The 19,531-nt window shown below is 28.2% G+C and carries 22 protein-coding genes and 2 pseudogenes; 10 read left to right on the top strand and 14 right to left on the bottom strand.

Annotated elements, in window-relative coordinates:
* Positions 1 to 171: 171 nt before the first annotated feature.
* Together ASUIS_RS11360 and ASUIS_RS11365 are read left to right on the top strand one after the other, a co-directional pair.
* Entirely contained in the window at positions 172 to 1,323 is a 1,152-nt protein-coding gene (locus ASUIS_RS11360) for an MFS transporter (RefSeq protein WP_118887693.1), read from the top strand.
* Positions 1,324 to 1,327: 4 nt separating this feature from the next.
* Positions 1,328 to 2,083, top strand: coding sequence for an alpha/beta fold hydrolase (locus ASUIS_RS11365; protein ID WP_118887214.1), 756 nt, complete (start codon positions 1,328 to 1,330; stop codon positions 2,081 to 2,083).
* Between the two features lie 9 nt (positions 2,084 to 2,092).
* Here ASUIS_RS11365 and ASUIS_RS11370 read toward each other — a convergent pair whose 3' ends face one another.
* The 14 genes and pseudogenes from ASUIS_RS11370 to motA form a co-directional block, all read right to left on the bottom strand.
* Positions 2,093 to 2,749, bottom strand: a complete 657-nt coding sequence (locus ASUIS_RS11370; protein ID WP_118887215.1) for a class I SAM-dependent methyltransferase — start codon at positions 2,747 to 2,749, stop codon at positions 2,093 to 2,095.
* Between the two features lie 63 nt (positions 2,750 to 2,812).
* Positions 2,813 to 3,004 (bottom strand): YwbE family protein, encoded by a 192-nt coding sequence (locus tag ASUIS_RS11375; RefSeq protein ID WP_108559633.1) that lies wholly within the window; start codon positions 3,002 to 3,004, stop codon positions 2,813 to 2,815.
* A complete protein-coding gene (locus ASUIS_RS11380) occupies positions 3,004 to 3,501 on the bottom strand; it encodes a hypothetical protein (protein WP_118887216.1) in 498 nt (165 codons plus the stop codon). Before ASUIS_RS11380 ends, ASUIS_RS11375 begins: the two co-directional genes overlap by 1 nt.
* A 50-nt stretch (positions 3,502 to 3,551) precedes the next feature.
* Positions 3,552 to 5,426 (bottom strand): methyl-accepting chemotaxis protein, encoded by a 1,875-nt coding sequence (locus ASUIS_RS11385; protein WP_118887217.1) that lies wholly within the window; start codon positions 5,424 to 5,426, stop codon positions 3,552 to 3,554.
* Positions 5,427 to 5,532: 106 nt separating this feature from the next.
* On the bottom strand, positions 5,533 to 5,976 hold the full coding sequence (locus ASUIS_RS11390; protein WP_118887218.1) for a cache domain-containing protein: 444 nt from the start codon (positions 5,974 to 5,976) through the stop codon (positions 5,533 to 5,535).
* Between the two features lie 203 nt (positions 5,977 to 6,179).
* Positions 6,180 to 6,437, bottom strand: a pseudogene (locus ASUIS_RS11395) (polysaccharide biosynthesis protein); the annotation flags it as partial.
* Positions 6,438 to 6,528: 91 nt separating this feature from the next.
* Positions 6,529 to 7,287: pseudogene (locus tag ASUIS_RS11400) on the bottom strand (mannose-1-phosphate guanylyltransferase).
* Positions 7,288 to 7,440: 153 nt separating this feature from the next.
* The gene (locus ASUIS_RS14030; RefSeq protein ID WP_268877110.1) at positions 7,441 to 7,893 is read right to left on the bottom strand and encodes an NAD-dependent epimerase/dehydratase family protein; all 453 of its coding nucleotides are present in this window, start codon (positions 7,891 to 7,893) and stop codon (positions 7,441 to 7,443) included.
* A 186-nt stretch (positions 7,894 to 8,079) separates the two neighbouring features.
* Positions 8,080 to 8,283: a GDP-mannose 4,6-dehydratase gene (locus ASUIS_RS14035; protein WP_268877096.1), complete on the bottom strand. Its 204-nt coding sequence runs from the start codon at positions 8,281 to 8,283 to the stop codon at positions 8,080 to 8,082.
* Positions 8,284 to 8,436 carry a GNVR domain-containing protein gene (locus tag ASUIS_RS14015; protein ID WP_407923315.1) on the bottom strand — a complete coding sequence of 51 codons (153 nt, stop codon included), beginning with the start codon at positions 8,434 to 8,436 and terminating at the stop codon, positions 8,284 to 8,286.
* Complete coding sequence (locus tag ASUIS_RS11410) at positions 8,437 to 8,649, bottom strand: hypothetical protein (RefSeq protein WP_118887219.1); 213 nt, start codon at positions 8,647 to 8,649, stop codon at positions 8,437 to 8,439.
* An 80-nt stretch (positions 8,650 to 8,729) separates the two neighbouring features.
* Entirely contained in the window at positions 8,730 to 9,128 is a 399-nt protein-coding gene (locus ASUIS_RS11415; protein ID WP_118887220.1) for a hypothetical protein, read from the bottom strand.
* The gene (gene motB, locus ASUIS_RS11420; RefSeq protein ID WP_118887221.1) at positions 9,125 to 9,898 is read right to left on the bottom strand and encodes a flagellar motor protein MotB; all 774 of its coding nucleotides are present in this window, start codon (positions 9,896 to 9,898) and stop codon (positions 9,125 to 9,127) included. Before motB ends, ASUIS_RS11415 begins: the two co-directional genes overlap by 4 nt.
* A gap of 3 nt (positions 9,899 to 9,901) precedes the next feature.
* Positions 9,902 to 10,660, bottom strand: a complete 759-nt coding sequence (motA, locus tag ASUIS_RS11425) for a flagellar motor stator protein MotA (RefSeq protein WP_118887222.1) — start codon at positions 10,658 to 10,660, stop codon at positions 9,902 to 9,904.
* Between the two features lie 292 nt (positions 10,661 to 10,952).
* Here motA and ASUIS_RS11430 point away from each other — a divergent pair, with 292 nt between their 5' ends.
* The 8 genes from ASUIS_RS11430 to ASUIS_RS11465 all read left to right on the top strand — a co-directional run bounded on the left by ASUIS_RS11430 (position 10,953) and on the right by ASUIS_RS11465 (position 19,508).
* Positions 10,953 to 12,266: an ammonium transporter gene (locus tag ASUIS_RS11430; RefSeq protein ID WP_118887223.1), complete on the top strand. Its 1,314-nt coding sequence runs from the start codon at positions 10,953 to 10,955 to the stop codon at positions 12,264 to 12,266.
* 18 nt (positions 12,267 to 12,284) lie between these two features.
* The gene (locus tag ASUIS_RS11435; protein WP_118887224.1) at positions 12,285 to 12,623 is read left to right on the top strand and encodes a P-II family nitrogen regulator; all 339 of its coding nucleotides are present in this window, start codon (positions 12,285 to 12,287) and stop codon (positions 12,621 to 12,623) included.
* Between the two features lie 263 nt (positions 12,624 to 12,886).
* A complete protein-coding gene (locus ASUIS_RS11440; protein ID WP_118887225.1) occupies positions 12,887 to 13,501 on the top strand; it encodes a TetR/AcrR family transcriptional regulator in 615 nt (204 codons plus the stop codon).
* Positions 13,498 to 14,721 carry a TolC family protein gene (locus tag ASUIS_RS11445; protein WP_192894454.1) on the top strand — a complete coding sequence of 408 codons (1,224 nt, stop codon included), beginning with the start codon at positions 13,498 to 13,500 and terminating at the stop codon, positions 14,719 to 14,721. Before ASUIS_RS11440 ends, ASUIS_RS11445 begins: the two co-directional genes overlap by 4 nt.
* Complete coding sequence (locus tag ASUIS_RS11450; protein ID WP_118887227.1) at positions 14,718 to 15,416, top strand: efflux RND transporter periplasmic adaptor subunit; 699 nt, start codon at positions 14,718 to 14,720, stop codon at positions 15,414 to 15,416. Before ASUIS_RS11445 ends, ASUIS_RS11450 begins: the two co-directional genes overlap by 4 nt.
* 3 nt (positions 15,417 to 15,419) lie before the next feature.
* The gene (locus ASUIS_RS11455) at positions 15,420 to 18,452 is read left to right on the top strand and encodes an efflux RND transporter permease subunit (protein WP_118887228.1); all 3,033 of its coding nucleotides are present in this window, start codon (positions 15,420 to 15,422) and stop codon (positions 18,450 to 18,452) included.
* Between the two features lie 185 nt (positions 18,453 to 18,637).
* Positions 18,638 to 19,234: a nucleotide-binding protein gene (locus ASUIS_RS11460; RefSeq protein WP_118887229.1), complete on the top strand. Its 597-nt coding sequence runs from the start codon at positions 18,638 to 18,640 to the stop codon at positions 19,232 to 19,234.
* A gap of 1 nt (position 19,235) precedes the next feature.
* Positions 19,236 to 19,508, top strand: coding sequence for a hypothetical protein (locus ASUIS_RS11465; RefSeq protein WP_118887230.1), 273 nt, complete (start codon positions 19,236 to 19,238; stop codon positions 19,506 to 19,508).
* The last annotated feature ends 23 nt before the right edge of the window (positions 19,509 to 19,531 follow it).

The following is a 19,531-nucleotide window of genomic DNA, read 5'->3' on the forward strand; positions in this document are numbered from 1 at the left end:
ATTTTAGTTTTCTAAAAAAGTACGGGATTATACTGAATATATACTTAATAATTCTTTAGTTAAATTTACATATTTTACATCAAGAAATTAATTGAATTCTCATTTAAGTTAAGAATAAATTTTTCCCACTAGAATTGCAAAAAATATTTAAAATAAAAGATACTTAAAATGATGACAAAACAATTATTCCCCCTAGCTTTAGGTGGTCTTGCTATTGGTACTACAGAATTTGCTATTATGGGATTACTCCCTGATGTTGCAAATGACTTAAATATTAGTATTCCAGTTGCTGGACATTTAATCTCAACATACGCATTAGGAGTAGTTATTGGAGCACCAATTTTAGTTGCTTTAAGTGCAAAATTTCCAGCTAAAAATATCTTAATTGCTTTTATGGTTCTTTTCACATTTTTTAACTTTTTATCTGCTATTGCACCTAATTACTCTACATTATTAATATCAAGATTTTTTAGTGGTTTACCCCATGGAGCTTTTTTTGGTGTTGGAACTGTTGTTGCTGCAAAACTTGCTCAAAAAGGAAAATCAGCACAAGCAATTGCAGTAATGTTTACAGGGCTTACCATTGCAAATGTTGCTATGGTTCCACTTACTACATATCTTGGTCATACTTTTTCTTGGAGATATGCTTTTGCAATAGTTTCAATAATCGGCTTAATAACAATATTTTCTTTATATAAAAATCTTCCTAAACAAAAAGAAGTAAAAACAGTTACATTAAAAGAGGAATTACAATTTTTCAAAACAATCAAAGCTTGGCATATATTAGCCATCGTTGCAACTGGGTTTGGTGGATTATTTGCATGGATTAGTTATATTGCTCCACTATTAATTCATGTTACAAATTTTGCAGAAAGCAGTGTCTCTTACTTGATGATTGTAGCTGGTTTGGGAATGTTAGTTGGAAATATAGTTGGAGGATATTTAGCAGATAAAAGAAATCCTATAAAAGTAGCTATCTTCCTTTTATCGATGATGGTTTTATGTTTATTATTAGTATTTTTCCTATCAGAATATAAATTTGCGACTGTTGTTCTTACATTTTTATGTGGTGCATTTGCTATGTCTATTGGTGCACCTATTAATATTATCATGTTAGATAGTGCAAAACACTCTGCTATGCTTGGAGCTGCATTTTTACAAGCTGCATTTAATATTGCTAATTCTTTAGGTGCATTTTTAGGAGGAATCCCTTTATTTATGGGATTAAATTATAATTATCCATCACTAAGTGGTGCTTTAATGGCTTTATTTGGTGTAGGCTTATGTTTGATTTTTCTAAAAAAATATAAAGAACAAGGATAATTACATGACAATACTTGGACATAAAATTATAGGTTGTGGAAAAAAATATATCTTAGTTTTACATGAACTAATGGGAAACCACACAAATTTTGATCCAATTTTGCCATATATTGATACCACAAACTTCACATATATTTTTGCTGACCACAGAGGTTATGGTTTATCAAAAGATATAAGTGGTGAATATACTTGTGATGAAGCAGCAAATGATGTAAAAAATCTCATCACAAAACTAAAACTTTCAGAAGTTAATTTACTTGCACACTCAATGTCAACAATGATAGCCCAAAAAGTAGCTCTAATCGATGACAGAATAAAACAACTAATTCTTATTACTCCAATCTCAGCAGCTGGAATAAAAATGAAAGCTCAAGCACAAAACGATTTAATAACTGCTATTAAAGAGAATAAAAATAAAATTGAAGAAATCGTAGAAGCAGCAAGCAAAAGATATAGCAAAACTTGGTTTGATTATAGAGTAAAAATGGCATATGAAGCCTCAACTTTGGGAGCCAGAGTTGGATATATGACTATGTATCTAACAACTGATTTTATAAATGAAGTAAAAGATATAAAGATTCCAATTAAAATCATAACAGGTAAACATGACTTTCCTGTGTTTAATAAACTACATATTAAAAAACTTTTTGAACCTTATTATAATGATTTTGAGATAATTGAATGTATGGAAGCCGGACACTATCCGATGATTGAGTGTCCTATTTATTTTGCTACTGAGATTGAAAACTTTTGTAAATAGATTAAAGAATTACCCTTTTCTATAACAAATAACTTGCCCATTAAAAGGCTCATCTAGATACTCTTGCGTATCCAAAGGTTCACTTTGACTATGTTCATATCCTAAAACTACCATCATTTTAGAAAACTTAGCGTGATTTCCTCTTCCTGGGTCTACTATTATTATCTCACAAGTTTCATTTGTGTGTTCATTTAAAAATCTACTTAAATCTTCTAAATGAAACTGTTCGTATAAAATATCACTTGCAATTATTAAATCAAATTTTCCTAAAGTATCATCACTATTTGCCCAATTTGCACACTCAAAAGGTATTACTTTTCCATAATTTATTCTTGTGTTTTCATTTAAGAATTTTTTTACTTCAGGATTAAAATCTGTTGTTGTTATATTTGCATTTCTGTGATTTAATACTAGACTTGAAAGAGCTATTCCACACCCTACTTCTAGGATTCTTTTATCTTTGATATTATAGTTATTCATTAAAGTTGCTAGGATTCTAGCGGAAGGCCAAATCACACCAAATAAAGACCAATTTGCAGAAGAAATTCCAGCAGTTGGGTTTAAATCACATTTTTCATCGTATTGTTGTTTATCTTTTAGTGTTTTGACATGTATGTCAATGTTATCAAACTCTATTGTTTGATATATATATCGTAGTTTTGGCATAAAAACCTTTCAAGGTTCAGTATACCCTTTTATTTACTAGTAACTGAACTATTAAAAGTTTTATTATAGAATCTCTTGAACGCGACCAACTTGTCCATCTTGAAGTCTTACTTTTATTCCATGTGGATGAGTTGGTGAATTTGTTAAAATATCTTTTACAATACCTTGTGTTAATTTCCCACTTCTTTGATCTTCTTTTAAAACAATGTTTACTTTTAAACCTTGTTTTACATTAAATCTTTTTTTACCATCCATTAATTTTCTTCTGTTCCATAAGTTAAAACATCTTTTGCAAAATCAATATGATAAAAAAATAGCATTTTATAAAATATATCTACTTTTGTTTTTTTCTCTACACTTGTATCTAAAATAGGAAATGCAAACATTTTTGGTTCATCAACTTTTTTTGGAGTAACTGTAATTATAAGAGGTTTTAAAGTTCTCATCATATTCATAGTTTCTTTATAATCTTTTGGTGCTAAACCATTTAGCATATCTCCATCTTTTTCTTCTTTTCTCATAGCTGAAAATAGATTATTAATACTTTCTTTAAATAGTTGTTTATTCCAGTTTAATTTACCTTTTGAAAAGTGAAATACACAACTTTTATTTAATAAGGCATGAGGTTTTTCCGTTTTTATATCTTCTATCATTTGAAGAAAAAAATTAACACCACCCAAATTTGTTGCTAGTTCCATTGCTTGAGTATGCAATTGTTTTTTTTGTTCTTCATCTAATTGATTAAAATTCATATTTCTCCGATTAATTTACTTTTTTGCAAGTATATCCAAATAATCATTTACTATTTACCTTCAAACTCTTTTTCATTTGTATGTTCAACAACTTTTTCTGCTATTTCATTTACTTCACGTGCTACTTTATTTGCTTCTGAAGCTGATGCTGCATTTTGTTGAGTCACATTATCTAAGTTATTTACAGTATCGTTTATTTGTTCCATTGCGCTAAATTGTTCTTTTGATGAACGTGAAACTTCATTTATTAAAGATAAAGTATTATGAATATTATTGTTTAATTTTTCATAACCTTGTATCATTTCATTTGAAATATTTTTACCTTCATTTGCCTTATTAGTAGCATTTATTACTAAATCTTTTATCTCTTTAGCTGCTTCTGCACTTCTACTTGCAAGATTTCTTACTTCTGCTGCAACAACCGCAAATCCTTTTCCTGCTTCTCCTGCTGTTGCTGCTTCTACTGCTGCATTTAAAGAAAGAATATTTGTTTGAAATGCTATTTGATCAATAATAGTTATTGAATCAGCAATTGCATTTGTTTGTGTATTTATTTCATCCATTGATAAAGCAGTTCTTGAAGCCAAATCTTGACCTATAACTACTGAACTTGAAACTTCATTTGCATAACTTGTCATTTTTACAATATTTTGAGAACTATTTTGCATATTTGCTGTAATTTGCTCGATAGCCGCTGCTGTTTCTTCTAATGATGCTGCTTGCATATTTGCAGATTCTGTTAATTTTTCAACATTTTTTGATAGATTTTCTGCATTTGATGATAAAACTAAACCTATTTTTTTATTTTCAACTAACATTGAAGTAATTGCAATACCAAGATTATTAATATCAGTACATAAAGCTTTTAAATCTCCATCTAAACCTGAAATATCTATTTTCTTTCGGTAATCATAATTTGTATATAAAGATAAAATATTCATTGCTTTTTTGATATTTGATTCTGTAGCTTCTAACATTTGATTTATTACATCTTTTAGTTCATTTAATGAAGGATTTCTTGTAATTCCCTCTATTCGTGTATTTAATAAACCTTTTTTAGCTTCATTTGCACATTTTATAGCACTTTCAACAACTAATCTATCCTTTTGAATAGATTCATTTGTATTTAAAATATTTCTATTTACTTCTTTTGCCATAATTCCTAATTCATCTGTTGAATTTATATCGATTAATTTCGATTCACTTGTTTCTTGATTTAAGTATTTAAAAAATTCAAGAAGTCCATTTTGGAATTTTTGTAAAGGATCTTTAATAGAATTTGTAATTGCTAAAATTACGAAAAACAATACTATTAAAGCAATAATTATAAGTGCATATAAAGTATATATTGTTGAATCTATTTTTTCTAAAGCATCCAAATAACTAGATTTATTTTCTTCATTTGCAATTTTATTTATAGCATTTAATTGCTCATTTATTTTTAAAAATATCTCATCTGTAACAGATAACATAGGTGTTGCCATTCCTAAATCGACACTTAGCATATCTACAGCATCTCTTATTGTTAAGTTATATTCAATCAACTCTTTATTAACTGATTCTATACTTTTTTTATTAACTTCTGTTAAATATGGCGCTTTCAAAAAGTTATTCATATCTTTTGATATAGTGATTTTTAGTTTGTCTAAAAGTACTAATTGCTCATCAATCATAAATTGTTCATATTTACCAGTTGCATAACTGAAAACTTTATATAAAATAGAATTATACAAATTTATATCACTCAATAATTTACTACTTGTTTTATATAATTCAAATTTTACTTGCACTATTTCATTTAGCGTATGTTTATCTGATTTTAAAGCATTGTTAGAAAATATTGCCAAAATTATCAAAAATAATACTGCAATTGCAGGTGCCACTATAATTTTTTTTCCAATATTCATATTTTTGATACCAAACATTTTTTAGTCCTATATATTTAGTTTAAATTCCTAAATAAATTAAATTTATTATTTAGCTTATTTAGAAATTTAAAGCTTTGAAATTTCAAAGCTTTAAATGTTAGAATTATTTATAAACACCAGCACCAATTAGCTGATTTTCACCAATTCCAATTACATAAGAAGTTTTTGGAGTTTGTTCTCCTCTTGTTGGGTGATCCCAAACATAATCAACCCATCCAGAACCATCAGCTTTTACTTTATCAATAAAATCTTTGAATAATTGTGTTCCAGCTTTGTCTTTATATCTGTACATGTTTTTACCTTTTAAAGGTTTTTTTGGATGTGCAGTGATTATTCCATCAAAATCATTTGCCCAAATATATAAATCATCTTTTACAAATTGACTTTCAGGTTTATTGAACTCTTCAACACAAGCAGCAACCCCAACTTTTTTACAAAATTCAACACCTCTGTCAACTAATGCTTTTGCATCAGCTTGAGTACTCTCAGCATTTGCAAAAGTAACGCTTAATAATAAAGCAGCTGTAAACTTAACTAATTTACTCATTATTTTCTCTCCTTAGTATGTTTTGAAGTTCCATATTTACATAAAAAAAATTAATTTAATCTTAATATTCACAAATTATTAATTATAAACTTAATTTTTTATTAAAATGCTATTCTATTGCTATTATAGAGGTTTTTTTGAGGTTTTAAAGAAGTATTTTTTTCTATAATAAAAGTTATTTTTTATTATAGAAAATCTTAGAATCAATTTATCATGTGATTAAATTCAGGTACAATTTCTTTTAATTTATTTAATTTATCTTCAACTATTAGTAATTCAGATATATCTTGATTTAATTTTTCAATATCATATTCAGTTTTGCCAGCTACAGTTATAGATTCATAATCTGTTTTTTTATCACTATCATTTATAAGAAGTTCTTCATAAAGTTTTTCTCCACATCTTAACCCACAAAATTCAATTTTTATATCACTTCAACCACTTAAATCTATCATTTTTTGAATCTATTGAAATATGATTATCATTTTTTGTATTACCATTTTTATCTTTTGGTAATTCTTCAAATAATGCATCAAAGCTTCCTACATCGTTTCAATCTATATTTGAAGGAATTACTTTTACAATATCTGATTTTTCCATTACAGCATAATCTATACTATCTTCTGGAATTGCCATCATATCTTCATGTTTAATTCTAATAATTTCATTTTTATTTGCATTATTAAAAGCATTTAAAGATTGATTATAAATTTCAGGAGAATATTTCTCTAATTCATCTAAAAAAACACCTGCTTTAAAACAAAACATTCCTGAATTCCAATAATAATTTCCAGCTTTTAAATATGAAGTTGCCGTATCAAAGTCTGGTTTTTCATAAAAAGCTTTTACATCAAATTCATTCAAAGATTCAATATATCCAAATCCTGTCTCTGCAAAAGTAGGAGTTATACCAAAAGTAACCAATTTATTATCTTTTGCAAACTCTTTTGCTTTTTTCAAAACTTTTTCATATTCTTTTTCATCTTTTATTAAATGATCACTTGGTGTTACTAAAACTATTTCATCATATCCTAATTACATATAAGATAAAGCGCAGGTGCTGTATTTCTTCCAATTGGTTCAAGAAGATAGTTATTATTTATTTAATTCTTCCAACTGATCTAATACTAAAAAATATTGTTCAGAATTTGAAACTATAAATTGAGATTTACAAACTTTTGAATTTCTTTCAACAGTTAACTGAAATAACGATTTATTCAAAAAAAGTTTAACTAACTGTTTAGGCATAAGTGTTCTACTTACTGGCCATAATCTTATGCCACTTCCTCCACATAAAATTATATTTGTCATTTTTCCACCTCTTTATATCCATCTGAATTATTCCTTTGCCATTTCCAACTATCAACACACATATCATTAAGACTTTTTTTGCTTCCCAAGCCAAAATCTCTTTTGCAAAACATAGATTAGAAAAACATGTTGCAATATCTCCAGCTTCTTCTATTAAGTATATCCACTAGCTTTTTCGAAAGCTTTTACCATATCTAGTACACTATATCCTTTACCTGTTCCTAAATTCACAATCAAAGGTTTCATTTCAATATTTAAGTTTAGATAATTAATCGCTTTAACATGTCCTAAAGCTAAATCGACCACATGAATATAATCTCTTACACCTGTTCCATCATGTGTATTATAATCTCCACCAAAAATATTTAAATACTCTCTAATACCTACTGCGACTTGAGAAATATATGGCATTAAATTATTTGGTATTCCATTTGGTTCTTCACCTATAGTTCCACTTTCATGAGCTCCAACTAGATTAAAATATCTTAGAATTGTAATTTTAAAAGAGTTATCTGATAAATATAAATCTTCTAAAATTCTTTCTATCATATATTTACTCATTCCACATGGATTTGTTGTATTTCCAACTGGAAAATTTTCTTTAATAGGATTAGATGCTGAATTTCCATATACAGTTGCAGAGCTTGAAAAACTATTTTTTTACAATTAAACTCTTTCATCACTTCAAGAAGTCGTAGTGTTCCTATCACATTGTTATCATAATATTCATGTGGTTTAAGAACTAATTCTCAGACTGCTTTTAATCCAGCAAAATGTATAACCGAATCTATATCATATTTTTAAAAGTTTTTTGTCTCTTATATCACCTTCTTCAAAAGAAATAGATTTATTTATAATTTTTTCTACTCTTTTAATACTCTCTTTTGAAGAATTTGATAAATTATCATACACTACAAAATCATACCCTGCTTCACTTAAAACAACAAGAGTATGAGAGCCAATATAGCCTGCACCACTAGTAATTAATATAGACATTTATTTAGTATCTTCTTTTCTAATAGAATTTATAAATTGCATAAAAAATACTAAAAATATTGATAAAATAAATCCACTTATAAATGAAATAACAACTATTAAAGTTTTTTTAGGTTTATTTATAGAATTATCATCAATAATAATATTTCCTATTTATTTTGACATAATTACATTTTCATAAAATTTTGCTTTTTCAGTATGTTTGTTTACTATAAAAGAAACTGCATTTTTTATGTTATTTTGGATTTCTTCTTTATTCTCATTTTTTGAACTTATTGATAATAGGCTTGTTGTTGATTTTACAGTAGAAGATTCAACATTATATTCAATATTAAGAATTTTAGCTAAATCAGCAAGATTATCCAATTAAAATCATTCTATTTTATGTCTAAGAGTCATTTATTATAACTAAATCCGGCTAATTAATTTATTAAATAAATTTTTAACTATTTAATTAATAACATAAAAACCAGATAGGCACCCAAAAGGCTTATTGGAGCAAAAACATAGTTGAAAAGGCTTATTTCAGATAGCCAATATCCAAAAAAATTCAATACTAAAACAAAAATTAAAACTTTTAATATATTATTTACATGTGGTTCAATTATTTTTATACTTACGAATTCAATTTTTACTAAAACTGTTAATAAAAATATACCATTCATAAAAAAAGAAACTAACGATGTATAAAAACTATATCCAATGTACAAATTATAAATCTGTAATAAAAATATACTTAAAACCGCTAATAATGAACCATATTTAGATATAACATCCATATCTAAATATTTTTTCAAACAACATTTCGAAGGAGGCAACAATAAATTATGTTTTTTCTTTTTCATTTCAACTCTTCAAAAATTGATTGAATTCCCGGTTCACTTTCACTGTTTTTTGTAGTTTTTACTTCAAATTCAACTTTTCTATTACTATTTGATTTATCATCAATTTGTTTTTGATAAGGATTTATTTTATTAGAACCATGTCCACTTGAATATAATCTCTCTTTTGGCACTTTATATCTTATCAATTCTCTTAATACATTATTAGCTCTTGCTGTTGAAAGATCAAGGGCATCTATATATTTTGAATTTTTCACAATTTCTTGTTCTTCTGCAAAACCTTTTACATTAACTTCTGTATCAACAGGCATCATAGATATAATCTTAGCTATTCTGCTTAAAAATAAAGAACCATAATCTCCCGTAATTTCAGCTCTTCCTGACTCAAATAATAAATTCGCAGGTAGAGTCATTAACACGCCATCACTAATCTCTGATAAATTACCATCTTTTGTATTTCTATTTTCTATTTCGCTTAATTCTTCCATTGCTTTATCAAAATTAGAATCTTTTCCTGGCTCAGTTTTTTCATTTTCTTGATCTGTTGTAGCGGTTTGTTCATCTTCTTGAGGTTCAGCAAGAGTTTGAGAAAGAGTATTAAAACTATAAATTTTTACAAATTCTTCTTTTAAAGCTTTTTGTTTTTCTATATTAACAGAAGCTAATGCATACAAAGCAATAAATAAAGCAAGTAATAAACTAAGAAAGTCTGCAAAGGGAACAGCCCATTTTTCACCAGCTGGACATTCGCATTTAGAAGGTTTTTTAGCCATTTGTTAAATCTTTGTAGGCATTGCAGTTATCATATTAGTTAGCTGTATTTTTAGTTCACCAGGAGTATCTCCTCTTGATATACCTTTTACACCTTCTAAAATAAGTTGTTTTTCTTTTATTAAAAGATGAGCTTTTGCTTTCATTTTATTTCCCCAAGGTCCTAAAAACATATAAGCTCCAGCAATACCTGTTACAGTTGCAGTAAATGCCCCCGCAATACCAGCTGCCATTTCAGCAGGATTATCAAGTTTTTGTAAAGCCAAAATTAGACCCAAAACAGCTCCAATTAATCCCATAACGGGGCAAGTTTCACCAGCTAGTAACCAATAGTGAGAAGCACCATGATAATAATGTTCAGTCTCTTCTATTATAGGTTCTAAAAATTTTTCTATTTGTTCTTCTTTTGAACCATCAACAACCATACCTAATGCTTCTTTAAAAAATGGATCTTCAATTGACTGAACTTCTTTTTCAAGTGCTAAAACACCATTCTTTTTTACCATAATTGCATAATCTATTATTTGATCAATTCTTTCTTCGTAATTTACTGGTGATTTTTTAAATACCATTTTCAATTCTTTAAAAGCAGCAGAAAGAGCATGTGCTTCAGTACCAGTAGCAGCTGAAAACATTGCAGTTGGGATAACAATAATTAACGATGTGATATGAATAACATGGGCAGGATTACCACCCTCCATTAAATCTCCCGTGGCAATTGATATTAATCCACCAATCATACCAATAATTACTGTTAAATCCATTTTTTATCCTATTTTTAAATATTGTATCATTATTTCTTCTTAGATTCTTTTTTAACTCTAAAGTGTGCCATTGTAATGAAACTTAGCTTGCTAATCCTTTAATTAAGCTTAGTTTATTATAAATATACTTTAAAAATAATCTTATATCTCTTTTTTATGGTTAAAATATTTAATTTTTGGCTGTAAAACAAAAATTAGATTAAACTGTCTATTTATTAACCAAGGGTAATCCCCTTTTTATGAAATTTAGTATTATAATTCTGTTGTATAAAGAATAATCAAAGGAGATCAAATGAAAAAGTGGCTTTTAAGTTCACTACTTAGTACTCTTGCATTTGCAGAGGAAACTGCACCTGTTCTTAACTCAGGTGACACAGCTTGGATGATGATATCAACAGCGTTAGTAATGTTGATGACACCTATTGGACTAGCATTATTTTATGCTGGTATGACGAGATCTAAAAATGTTTTAAATACTTATTCAATGGTATTTGGTGCATTTGCAATTGCATTTATTGCATGGATTGTAGCAGGTTTCTCTATTGCATTTGGAACAATGGAAGGTTCAATCAACCAATTTATGGGTGGGTTTGCCCATGTAATGCTTGAAGGTATTAGCTGGAAAGACTTTGCAAGTGTTGAATTAGGACAACTTTATCCTAAATTTGTATTCATAGTTTTCCAAGGTACTTTTGCTGCAATTACTGTAGCTATCGTATCTGGTGCAATTATTGAAAGAATGAAATTTTCTACATGGATGATTTTTGCAGCTGTTTGGACAATTGTAGTTTACGCACCAATTGCACATATGGTTTGGGGTGGAGGATACCTTTTCAACGAAGGTGCACTTGATTTCGCTGGTGGTACAGTTGTACATATGAATGGTGGTTTAGCTGGTCTTGTTCTTGCAATTTTACTTGGTAAAAGAGCTGGTTATTCAAAAGTAGCGATGAAACCTGTTAGTATTATTCTAACAGCGGTTGGTGCTGGTCTTTTATGGTTTGGATGGTATGGATTTAATGCAGGTTCTGCATTTGGAGCAAATGCGATTGCAGGTGTTGCATTCCTAACTACAACTATAGCAGCTTCTATTGCAACACTTACTTGGTTAGCAATTGAATCTTTAGTATTCAAAAAACCTACACTTTTAGGTGCTGCATCTGGTGCTATTGCTGGTCTTGTGGCTATTACTCCTGCTGCTGGTTTTGTAAGCGTTGGTGGAGCTCTAATTATTGGTATAGTTGGTGCACTTATTGCATTCTTTGGAGTTGCAGCATTTAAGAAAAAACTTGGTTACGATGATAGTTTAGATGCATTTGGAATTCACTTCCTTGCAGGTTTATGGGGTGCTATTGCAACAGGTATTTTTGCTCTAAATGATAAAGATCTTTTATGGTCAGGACCACTAAAAGATGCAGATGATAGATTAGGACAAATTTTTGTTCAATTTGAATCAGCTTTAATTGTTGGTATTTATACATTAATTGGAACTGTTGTTGTTTATTATATTGCTTCTGCATTAACTGGTGGAGCAAGGGTAAATGAAGAAAAAGAAAGCCAAGGTTTAGATGAATCAGTACACGGTGAACGTGGATTTAACCTATAATATAGTTAAGGAAAAATAATGAAAAAGATAGAAGTAATAATAAAACCCTTTAAACTAGAAGATGTAAAAGATGCATTGGTAGAAGTAGGAATAACGGGAATGAGTGTATATGATGTAAAAGGGTACGGAAGACAACAAGGACATAGTGAGCTTTATAGAGGAGCTGAATATGTAGTGGATTTTTTACCAAAAATCAAAATAGATGTAGTAGTAAAAGATGAAATGGTAGAATCAGTGATAAACGCGATAGTAAATTCGGCAAAAACTGGTAAGATAGGAGATGGAAAAATATTTGTTTCATCACTAGATGAAGTAGTAAGAATTAGAACTGAAGAGCGTGGTAGCGAAGCTGTTTAATTTTTTATAAGAAAAGAAGAAGTTTTTCTTCTTTTCTATTTTTTTATCATAATATTTAAATCTTCAAATTTTCACATCTAATAAAAATCTAAAATTCTCAATATATATAATTTTATATATAAATATATAGAAAATAATAAACTCTTTTTTTAATCTATTTTAACTTTAAAAAATTTTATCATTTTATTCTTGACTTTTTTTTATAAAAGTTATAAGATTCTATAAATGACTGACGGTCATTCATTATTAAAACAAGGTATTTAATGGCAAAAATCATAGACAAAGATGAAAAACGATGTGATATAGCATTGGCTTCCATTGCCCTTTTTTGTGAAAAAGGAATACAACAAACCAGTATTGATCAAATAGCAAAAAGTGCTGGTGTTGCAAAAGGAACTATTTATCTTTATTTTAAAAATAAAGAAGAGATTGTTTTTACTATTTGGGACATTATCACTCAACAACATGAAGAATCTTTTAAAAAACGTACTACAGAAAATATGAGTACAAAAGAAAAAATCTTAGAATATTTTAATTTCAACGAATTTCAAGAAAAGTTTGATAAGGAACAGATACTTATTCTTTTTCAACACTTTGTAAGTTCCATGCTTATTGATAAAACTCAACTTTATACAGCTTATTTCGAAAGTTTTTTTCAAAAAGATTATGATTTTATTTCCTCTTGTTTAAAGGAAGGTATAAAAAAAGGTGAATTTTTTATTGACGATATTGATATACTAACTAACAATATTATTATGCTTTTAAAGGGTTTATTAGTTAAAGCAAAAGCTTCTAATATGAATTTTGATGAAACACAAAATGTCCTTAGTAAACATATAATTTATTTACTTGAACAATGCACAAAGGAAAAACAATGAAAAAATTGATATTTATTTATCTTTTTCCACTTTTTGCAATTGCAGGAAATTTAGATGAACTTTTAAATTTAGCAGAACAAAATAAACAAGTGGAAGCATCAAGATACAGTTTAGAATCAACAAAAGAAAAAGAGTATGCAACAAAAAGTGGATATATGCCAAACTTAAGTTTAGGAGCTAATCAAACTTTTAATCAAGAAAAAAATATGTCAACTCCTGAAAAAAGTACAACTGGTTCTGCAACACTAGCATTTACTATTTATGATGGAGGGAAAAGAGAAGCTTCTTTTGAACAACAACAAGCTCTTGTAAAATCTGCAACTTTTAATTTAGCTTCTGTTCAAAATAATATTTCATTGGATGTAATTTATTATTATTACAACTATTTAAGTACTCTTGCTAGTAAAGAATCTACTTTAAAAAAAATGGAACAACTTGAAGCTGAACGTTATCGTTTGGAAAAATTTTTATCAGTTGGCTCTATTACAGCAGATGAATTACAAAAAATAATCTCTTCAATTGAGCAAACAAAAGTTGATTTATTAACCTTGGATAATACACTAAACAATATTTCTAATACTTTAGAATATTTAACTGGTCAAGAAGTAAGTGTAGAAAAAGGTTCTACTATTGTTTATAAAAATTCAACAATAGAAGAAGGAAAACGTTTTGATATTTTAGCACTTGAAGAGAGTATTCAAAGTACTAAAGCAGAAGCAAAAATAGCAAAAGCACCAAATAAACCTACAATAATAATCCAAGATACATATTCTCGTTATGATTTTGATTACCCATCTGCAATAGATAGTTTAGACCAGCAAAATAGTATTCAACTTATGATGGAATGGAAAATTTTTGATTTTGGTTCAACCTCTGCTAATGCACAAGCTGCTTATTTAAACTATTTATCTAAAAATAGTGAATTAGCCTATGAAAAACATAAAGCAAAAGCCAGTTTTAAAAATGCTCAAAATAGTTATAAAACTTCACTTGCTAAAATTGATGCAGCTAGGGCAAAACTACAAGCCTCTGAAATGACTTATGAATTAATTAAAAAGAAATTCCAACAAGGAATTGTTGATAATGTTAATTATCTTGATGCATTAAGAGATAAATTTGACTCAAATTCGCAATTACAAACTGCCTTAAATGAAGTAGAATACCAAAAAGCTGTATTACTTTATGAAATGGGCGAAAATATTAAAGGAGCTATTCAATGAAAAAAATTTTTATACTTACACTATTTGTGTTTCAAGCTTTGTTCGCAGAAGATATTTACGCAACATTTGATGTTGTTAGTGAAAAAAAATCTGAACTTGGACTTTCTGTATCAGGAATTGTTGCAACATTAAATGTAAATGTTGGGGATAAGGTTAAAAAAGGTGATTTACTTCTTTCTTTATATAATGCCCAAGAAAAAAACGAATATGAAACTGCAAGAAAAAATGCGGAACACTCTTCTAAAACTTACGAAAGATATGCAAAAATATCAGATGTTATAGACAAAGAAAAAATGGAAAACTATCTTTATGATAGAGATATTACTTTATTAAATGCTCAAAATAAAGAAATAATTTTACGAAAAACTGAGTTAAGAGCGCCATATGATTTGGTAGTTACTAAAAAAAATATTGAGTTAGGTGCTATTGTATTAGCTTCTCAAACAAAACTTATTGATGTAATTGCTTTAGATGATGTAAAACTGGTATTAAAGTTTGATGAAAAATATTGGCAAAAAGTAAAAGTTGGTCAAACTTTTAGCTATAAGGTTGATGGAAGTGATAAAAACTATGAAGCTAAAATCACAAAAATTTACCCAACTATTTTAAATGAAACTAGAGAAATGCAAGCTGAAGTAAAAACTCAAAATCTTATGCCTGGCCTTTTTGGTAATGGCACAATTAAAGCTGAGTAAATTATGTATAAATTAGCTATAAATCGCCCAATTACCACTTTGATGGGTGTTTTAACATTTATCGTTTTTGGATTGATGTCATATAACACAATGCCCATTAACCTCTTTCCCAATGTAGATTTTCCAGTTGTTACAGTACAAACAACTTACAATGGAGCTGACCCTTCAACAGTTGAAACAAAAGTAACTGATAAAATCGAAGAAGCTGTTTCAGGTGTTGATGGTATTGATAAACTTATGTCAACAAGTTATGAAGGTTTTAGTGTTGTAACTATTCAATTTGAACTTACAAAAGATTTAGATGAAGCAACAAATGATGTAAGAGATAAAATAGGTGCAATAAATTTACCTTCTGAAGTTGAAAAACCAGTTGTAAAAAAATTAGGAGCTACTGGCGCAGTTATTTCTCTTTTTATTGCTTCTGATGGAAATGACACAACAGCATTAATGAGACTTGCGGATGAAAAACTCAAACCTCAGCTACAAAGAATTAAAGGAGTTGGTGAAGTTAATATTTTAGGATACCAAGATAGAGAAATTCGTATTTTTATAGATCCTTTTTTATTAAATAAATATAATCTTACACCTGCTGATGTAAGTAGTATTGTCCAAAAACAAAATATTAAACAAGGTGTTGGAAAACTTGTAAATCAAAACCAAGAGATTATTATAAAAGCTCAAGGTGATGCTCAAAATATTGAAGAAGTTGGTAATTTATTGGTAAAACCAGGAGTTAGATTAAAAGATATTGCAACAGTTCAAGATGGATTAAGTGATGCAAAAAGTTTTTCTTCTTTTAATGGACAACAAGGGGTTACTTTAGAAGTAAAAAAAATAGCGGGTGAAAATGTATTAAATATTATCACTGAAGTTAAAAAAGTACTTCCAAAACTTCAAATACTTGCAGGTGATAAAACTGAAATCAAAATCCTTCAAGACCAATCTGAAAAAATTATGGTTAATATCAATAATGTTAGATTTGACTTGATTTTTGGAGCATTTCTTGCAGTTTTTATTGTATTTCTTTTTTTGCGAAATGTTACAGCAACAATTGTTTCAGCTTTAGCAATTCCAACTTCTGTTATTGGTACTTTTGCCATAATAGATGCTTTAGGATATGACTTAAATCGTTTAACACTTATTGGACTTACCCTTGCCATTGGGATTTTTATCGATGATGCCATTGTTGTTATTGAAAATATCATGAAAAAAATGGAAGAAGGAATGGAGCCATTTCGTGCTTCCTTTGAAGGCGCAAAAGAAGTTGCCTTTTCTGTTTTAGCAATCTCTTCTGTTTTATTGGCTGTTTTTGTTCCTGTTGCTTTTATGGATGGAATTGTAGGAATGTTTTTTAACTCTTTTGCTATGACTGTTGCTGCGGGTATTGTTATTTCATATCTTGTTGCAATTATGTTTATTCCAAGTATTGCAGCACGTGTTTTAAATGCTAAAGAGAATCGTTTTTATCATGCAACTGAACCTATTTTAAAGGCTATTGACAAAGGTTATGTTTGGTTACTTAAACCTTTAATAAAATATAAAACTATAACAATTATTGTTACAGTTGGTCTTTTAGTTGCCTCAACTACTTTAAAAGTTGGTATGTCATTTTTACCGATGCAAGATAATGCAGAATTTCAAATTACTATCAAAGCACCCGTTGGAATTAATTTAGAATCTATGAAAAAAGTTATTACTCCTTTGGATGATATGTTAAAAGAAGATAAAGATATTTTATATTCTATTGCTTCAATTGGTTATAACTCTGCGAATGAGTTACATAAAGGAAGAATTTATGTAAAACTTAAAACTTTAGGTGAAAGAGTAAAAACACAAGAATCAATTATTCAATATTACAGAGATAAACTCTCATCGATTGAAGGCATGATTATATCTGTTGAAAAAGTTGATGATTTTGATACAGGAGCAACAACTGCACCAGTTCAAGTGGTAATCACTGGAGATAAACTTGAAGAACTAGATGTTGTATCTGCAAAATTAATGGCAATATTAAAAGAAACTTCTGGAATTGTTGATGTTGACAGAGATTTTGAAAATGGAAAACCTGAAATTAAAATTGGTATTTTAAGAGAAAATGCTCAAAGAGTTGGAGTTAGTGTTGAACAAATTGCTTCGATTTTAGGTTCGGCGTATTCAAGTGATAGTGCAGTTTCTTATTATGAAGATAATGGAAGACAATTTGATATAACAGTACGATTAAAAGATAACTTTAGATCTTCATTGGATGATTTAAAAAAACTACAAGTTCGTAATTCAAATGGTCAATTTGTTGCCCTTGAAGGATTATTAGAAATCAAAGAGAGTTTAGGAAATGCTTCAATTAATAGATTTGATAGGGAAAGAAAAGTTTTAGTAACTGCAAATATTTTTAATACTTCCCTTGATAAAATTGTTGAAGTAATCAATGAAAAAATGCCTGAAATTCTTCCTTTAGGATACAACTATCGTTTCACAGGTGATGTTGAAAACATGGAAGATACAAATAAAGCTTTTGGTGCAGCTGTTGTTTTAGCTGTTATTTTGATTTATCTTATTTTAGCTGCATTGTATGAATCAATCATACAACCTTTTATTATTATGATTTCAATGCCATTATCTTTTACTGGAGTTATGGTAGCTTTATATTTAAGTGGTAACTCATTTAGTTTATTTGTAATGATTGGGATAATTCTTCTTTTAGGAATGGTTGGTAAAAATGCAATTTTAGTAGTTGACTTTGCAAATCGAGCTATTAAAGATGGAAAAAGTATTGATGATGCACTTTTAGAAGCTGGTGAAAAAAGACTAAGACCTATTTTAATGACAACTTTTGCCATGATAGGAGCAATGATTCCCCTTGCTTTTGGAAGTGGAGCTGGACATGAAAGTAATGCTCCAATGGCTTTAGCAATTATTGGAGGACTTATGAGTTCAACAATTTTAACTCTTCTTGTTGTTCCTGCTATTTATAAATTTATGTATCCACTTGATGCATGGCTGAGAAAATGGTATGAAAAAGGCAAAATTCAACATTAAACTTTTATAAATAAAGGAGTAAATTTTATACTCCTTTATTTTCTTTTCCAAAATACTTTTTTTATATTCTTATATAAAAACTTATAGAATTACTATATATTTTATATAAATAAATAATTTGATATAATATCAATCTATAAAATATAATATTATATAGGAATATATAGAAAAAAGTAGGATAAGCCATGTCAATAGTTGTTTATAGTATTAAAGGTGGAGTAGGAAAAACCACTTTATCAGTTCAAATCTCTCAAATGTTAGATTATACTTATGTTACAAACGATTCTCACTCTTCTGCACATAACCTAATGCCAGAAGAAAAAGGATTTTTAGTATCAAGTGAAGAGTATGAAGAAATTCCTTATGATGATAGAGTTGTTTATGATTTTGGTGGATTTAAAGATACAAGAATAAATGATATTATTAAAAAATCAAATAAAATAGTTATACCAACTCTTACTTCGATTGTTGATGTACAAGCAACCCTAGCCACATTAAAAGACGTAATAGAAATTAATAAAAATATCATAATTGTTGTAAATAGAACAAAAAACAATAATAAATCTATAGAATTAAAAGAGTATTTGTTAGAAGAAATAGAAAAACTATATGGAAAAGTAAATATTCCTATAATTTTCGTAAGAGATTCTTCTGTTCTTGAAGATTCATTGTTTGATTGTGAATATGTGGAAATTAAAGCTGGTAATAATAGATTTAAAAGACATATATATAGAAATGCCATAGAAGATATGATAGATCTTCGAAAAACTCTGGAGAATTAAAATGGGTTATGCAGATAAACTAAAACAAAATTCTTCTAAAATTCAAACCGATGAAAAGGTTTTAGAAGAAAAAGTTGCAAAAAAAAAGATAATGGGAAGACCAGCAAAAGCTCAAAATGAAGTAAGAAATACAGCAATTCCAGTTGCTTTAAATCAACTAGAAAAAGAGTGGATAGAAAATCAAGCATCTAAAATGTCAAAAGAAATTGGAGTTAAAATTACAACCTCTGCATGGATGAGAATGACTTTGTTAAAAGATATGGAAAAAGAATAATAATTATATAAAAAGATAAGATT

This window comes from Arcobacter suis CECT 7833, from assembly GCF_003544815.1.
In the GTDB taxonomy this organism is placed as follows: Bacteria; Campylobacterota; Campylobacteria; order Campylobacterales; family Arcobacteraceae; genus Aliarcobacter; species Aliarcobacter suis.

What these genes read in the sequence shown, in the direction of transcription:
- ASUIS_RS11360 (WP_118887693.1), top strand. Translation starts at nt 172, where the DNA reads ATGACAAAACAATTATTCCCCCTAGCTTTAGGTGGTCTTGCTATTGGT.
- ASUIS_RS11365 (WP_118887214.1), top strand. Translation starts at nt 1,328, where the DNA reads ATGACAATACTTGGACATAAAATTATAGGTTGTGGAAAAAAATATATC.
- ASUIS_RS11370 (WP_118887215.1), bottom strand. Translation starts at nt 2,749, where the DNA reads ATGCCAAAACTACGATATATATATCAAACAATAGAGTTTGATAACATT.
- ASUIS_RS11375 (WP_108559633.1), bottom strand. Translation starts at nt 3,004, where the DNA reads ATGGATGGTAAAAAAAGATTTAATGTAAAACAAGGTTTAAAAGTAAAC.
- ASUIS_RS11380 (WP_118887216.1), bottom strand. Translation starts at nt 3,501, where the DNA reads ATGAATTTTAATCAATTAGATGAAGAACAAAAAAAACAATTGCATACT.
- ASUIS_RS11385 (WP_118887217.1), bottom strand. Translation starts at nt 5,426, where the DNA reads ATGTTTGGTATCAAAAATATGAATATTGGAAAAAAAATTATAGTGGCA.
- ASUIS_RS11390 (WP_118887218.1), bottom strand. Translation starts at nt 5,976, where the DNA reads ATGAGTAAATTAGTTAAGTTTACAGCTGCTTTATTATTAAGCGTTACT.
- ASUIS_RS14035 (WP_268877096.1), bottom strand. Translation starts at nt 8,283, where the DNA reads ATGTCTATATTAATTACTAGTGGTGCAGGCTATATTGGCTCTCATACT.
- ASUIS_RS11415 (WP_118887220.1), bottom strand. Translation starts at nt 9,128, where the DNA reads ATGAAAAAGAAAAAACATAATTTATTGTTGCCTCCTTCGAAATGTTGT.
- motB (WP_118887221.1), bottom strand. Translation starts at nt 9,898, where the DNA reads ATGGCTAAAAAACCTTCTAAATGCGAATGTCCAGCTGGTGAAAAATGG.
- motA (WP_118887222.1), bottom strand. Translation starts at nt 10,660, where the DNA reads ATGGATTTAACAGTAATTATTGGTATGATTGGTGGATTAATATCAATT.
- ASUIS_RS11430 (WP_118887223.1), top strand. Translation starts at nt 10,953, where the DNA reads ATGAAAAAGTGGCTTTTAAGTTCACTACTTAGTACTCTTGCATTTGCA.
- ASUIS_RS11435 (WP_118887224.1), top strand. Translation starts at nt 12,285, where the DNA reads ATGAAAAAGATAGAAGTAATAATAAAACCCTTTAAACTAGAAGATGTA.
- ASUIS_RS11440 (WP_118887225.1), top strand. Translation starts at nt 12,887, where the DNA reads ATGGCAAAAATCATAGACAAAGATGAAAAACGATGTGATATAGCATTG.
- ASUIS_RS11445 (WP_192894454.1), top strand. Translation starts at nt 13,498, where the DNA reads ATGAAAAAATTGATATTTATTTATCTTTTTCCACTTTTTGCAATTGCA.
- ASUIS_RS11450 (WP_118887227.1), top strand. Translation starts at nt 14,718, where the DNA reads ATGAAAAAAATTTTTATACTTACACTATTTGTGTTTCAAGCTTTGTTC.
- ASUIS_RS11455 (WP_118887228.1), top strand. Translation starts at nt 15,420, where the DNA reads ATGTATAAATTAGCTATAAATCGCCCAATTACCACTTTGATGGGTGTT.
- ASUIS_RS11460 (WP_118887229.1), top strand. Translation starts at nt 18,638, where the DNA reads ATGTCAATAGTTGTTTATAGTATTAAAGGTGGAGTAGGAAAAACCACT.
- ASUIS_RS11465 (WP_118887230.1), top strand. Translation starts at nt 19,236, where the DNA reads ATGGGTTATGCAGATAAACTAAAACAAAATTCTTCTAAAATTCAAACC.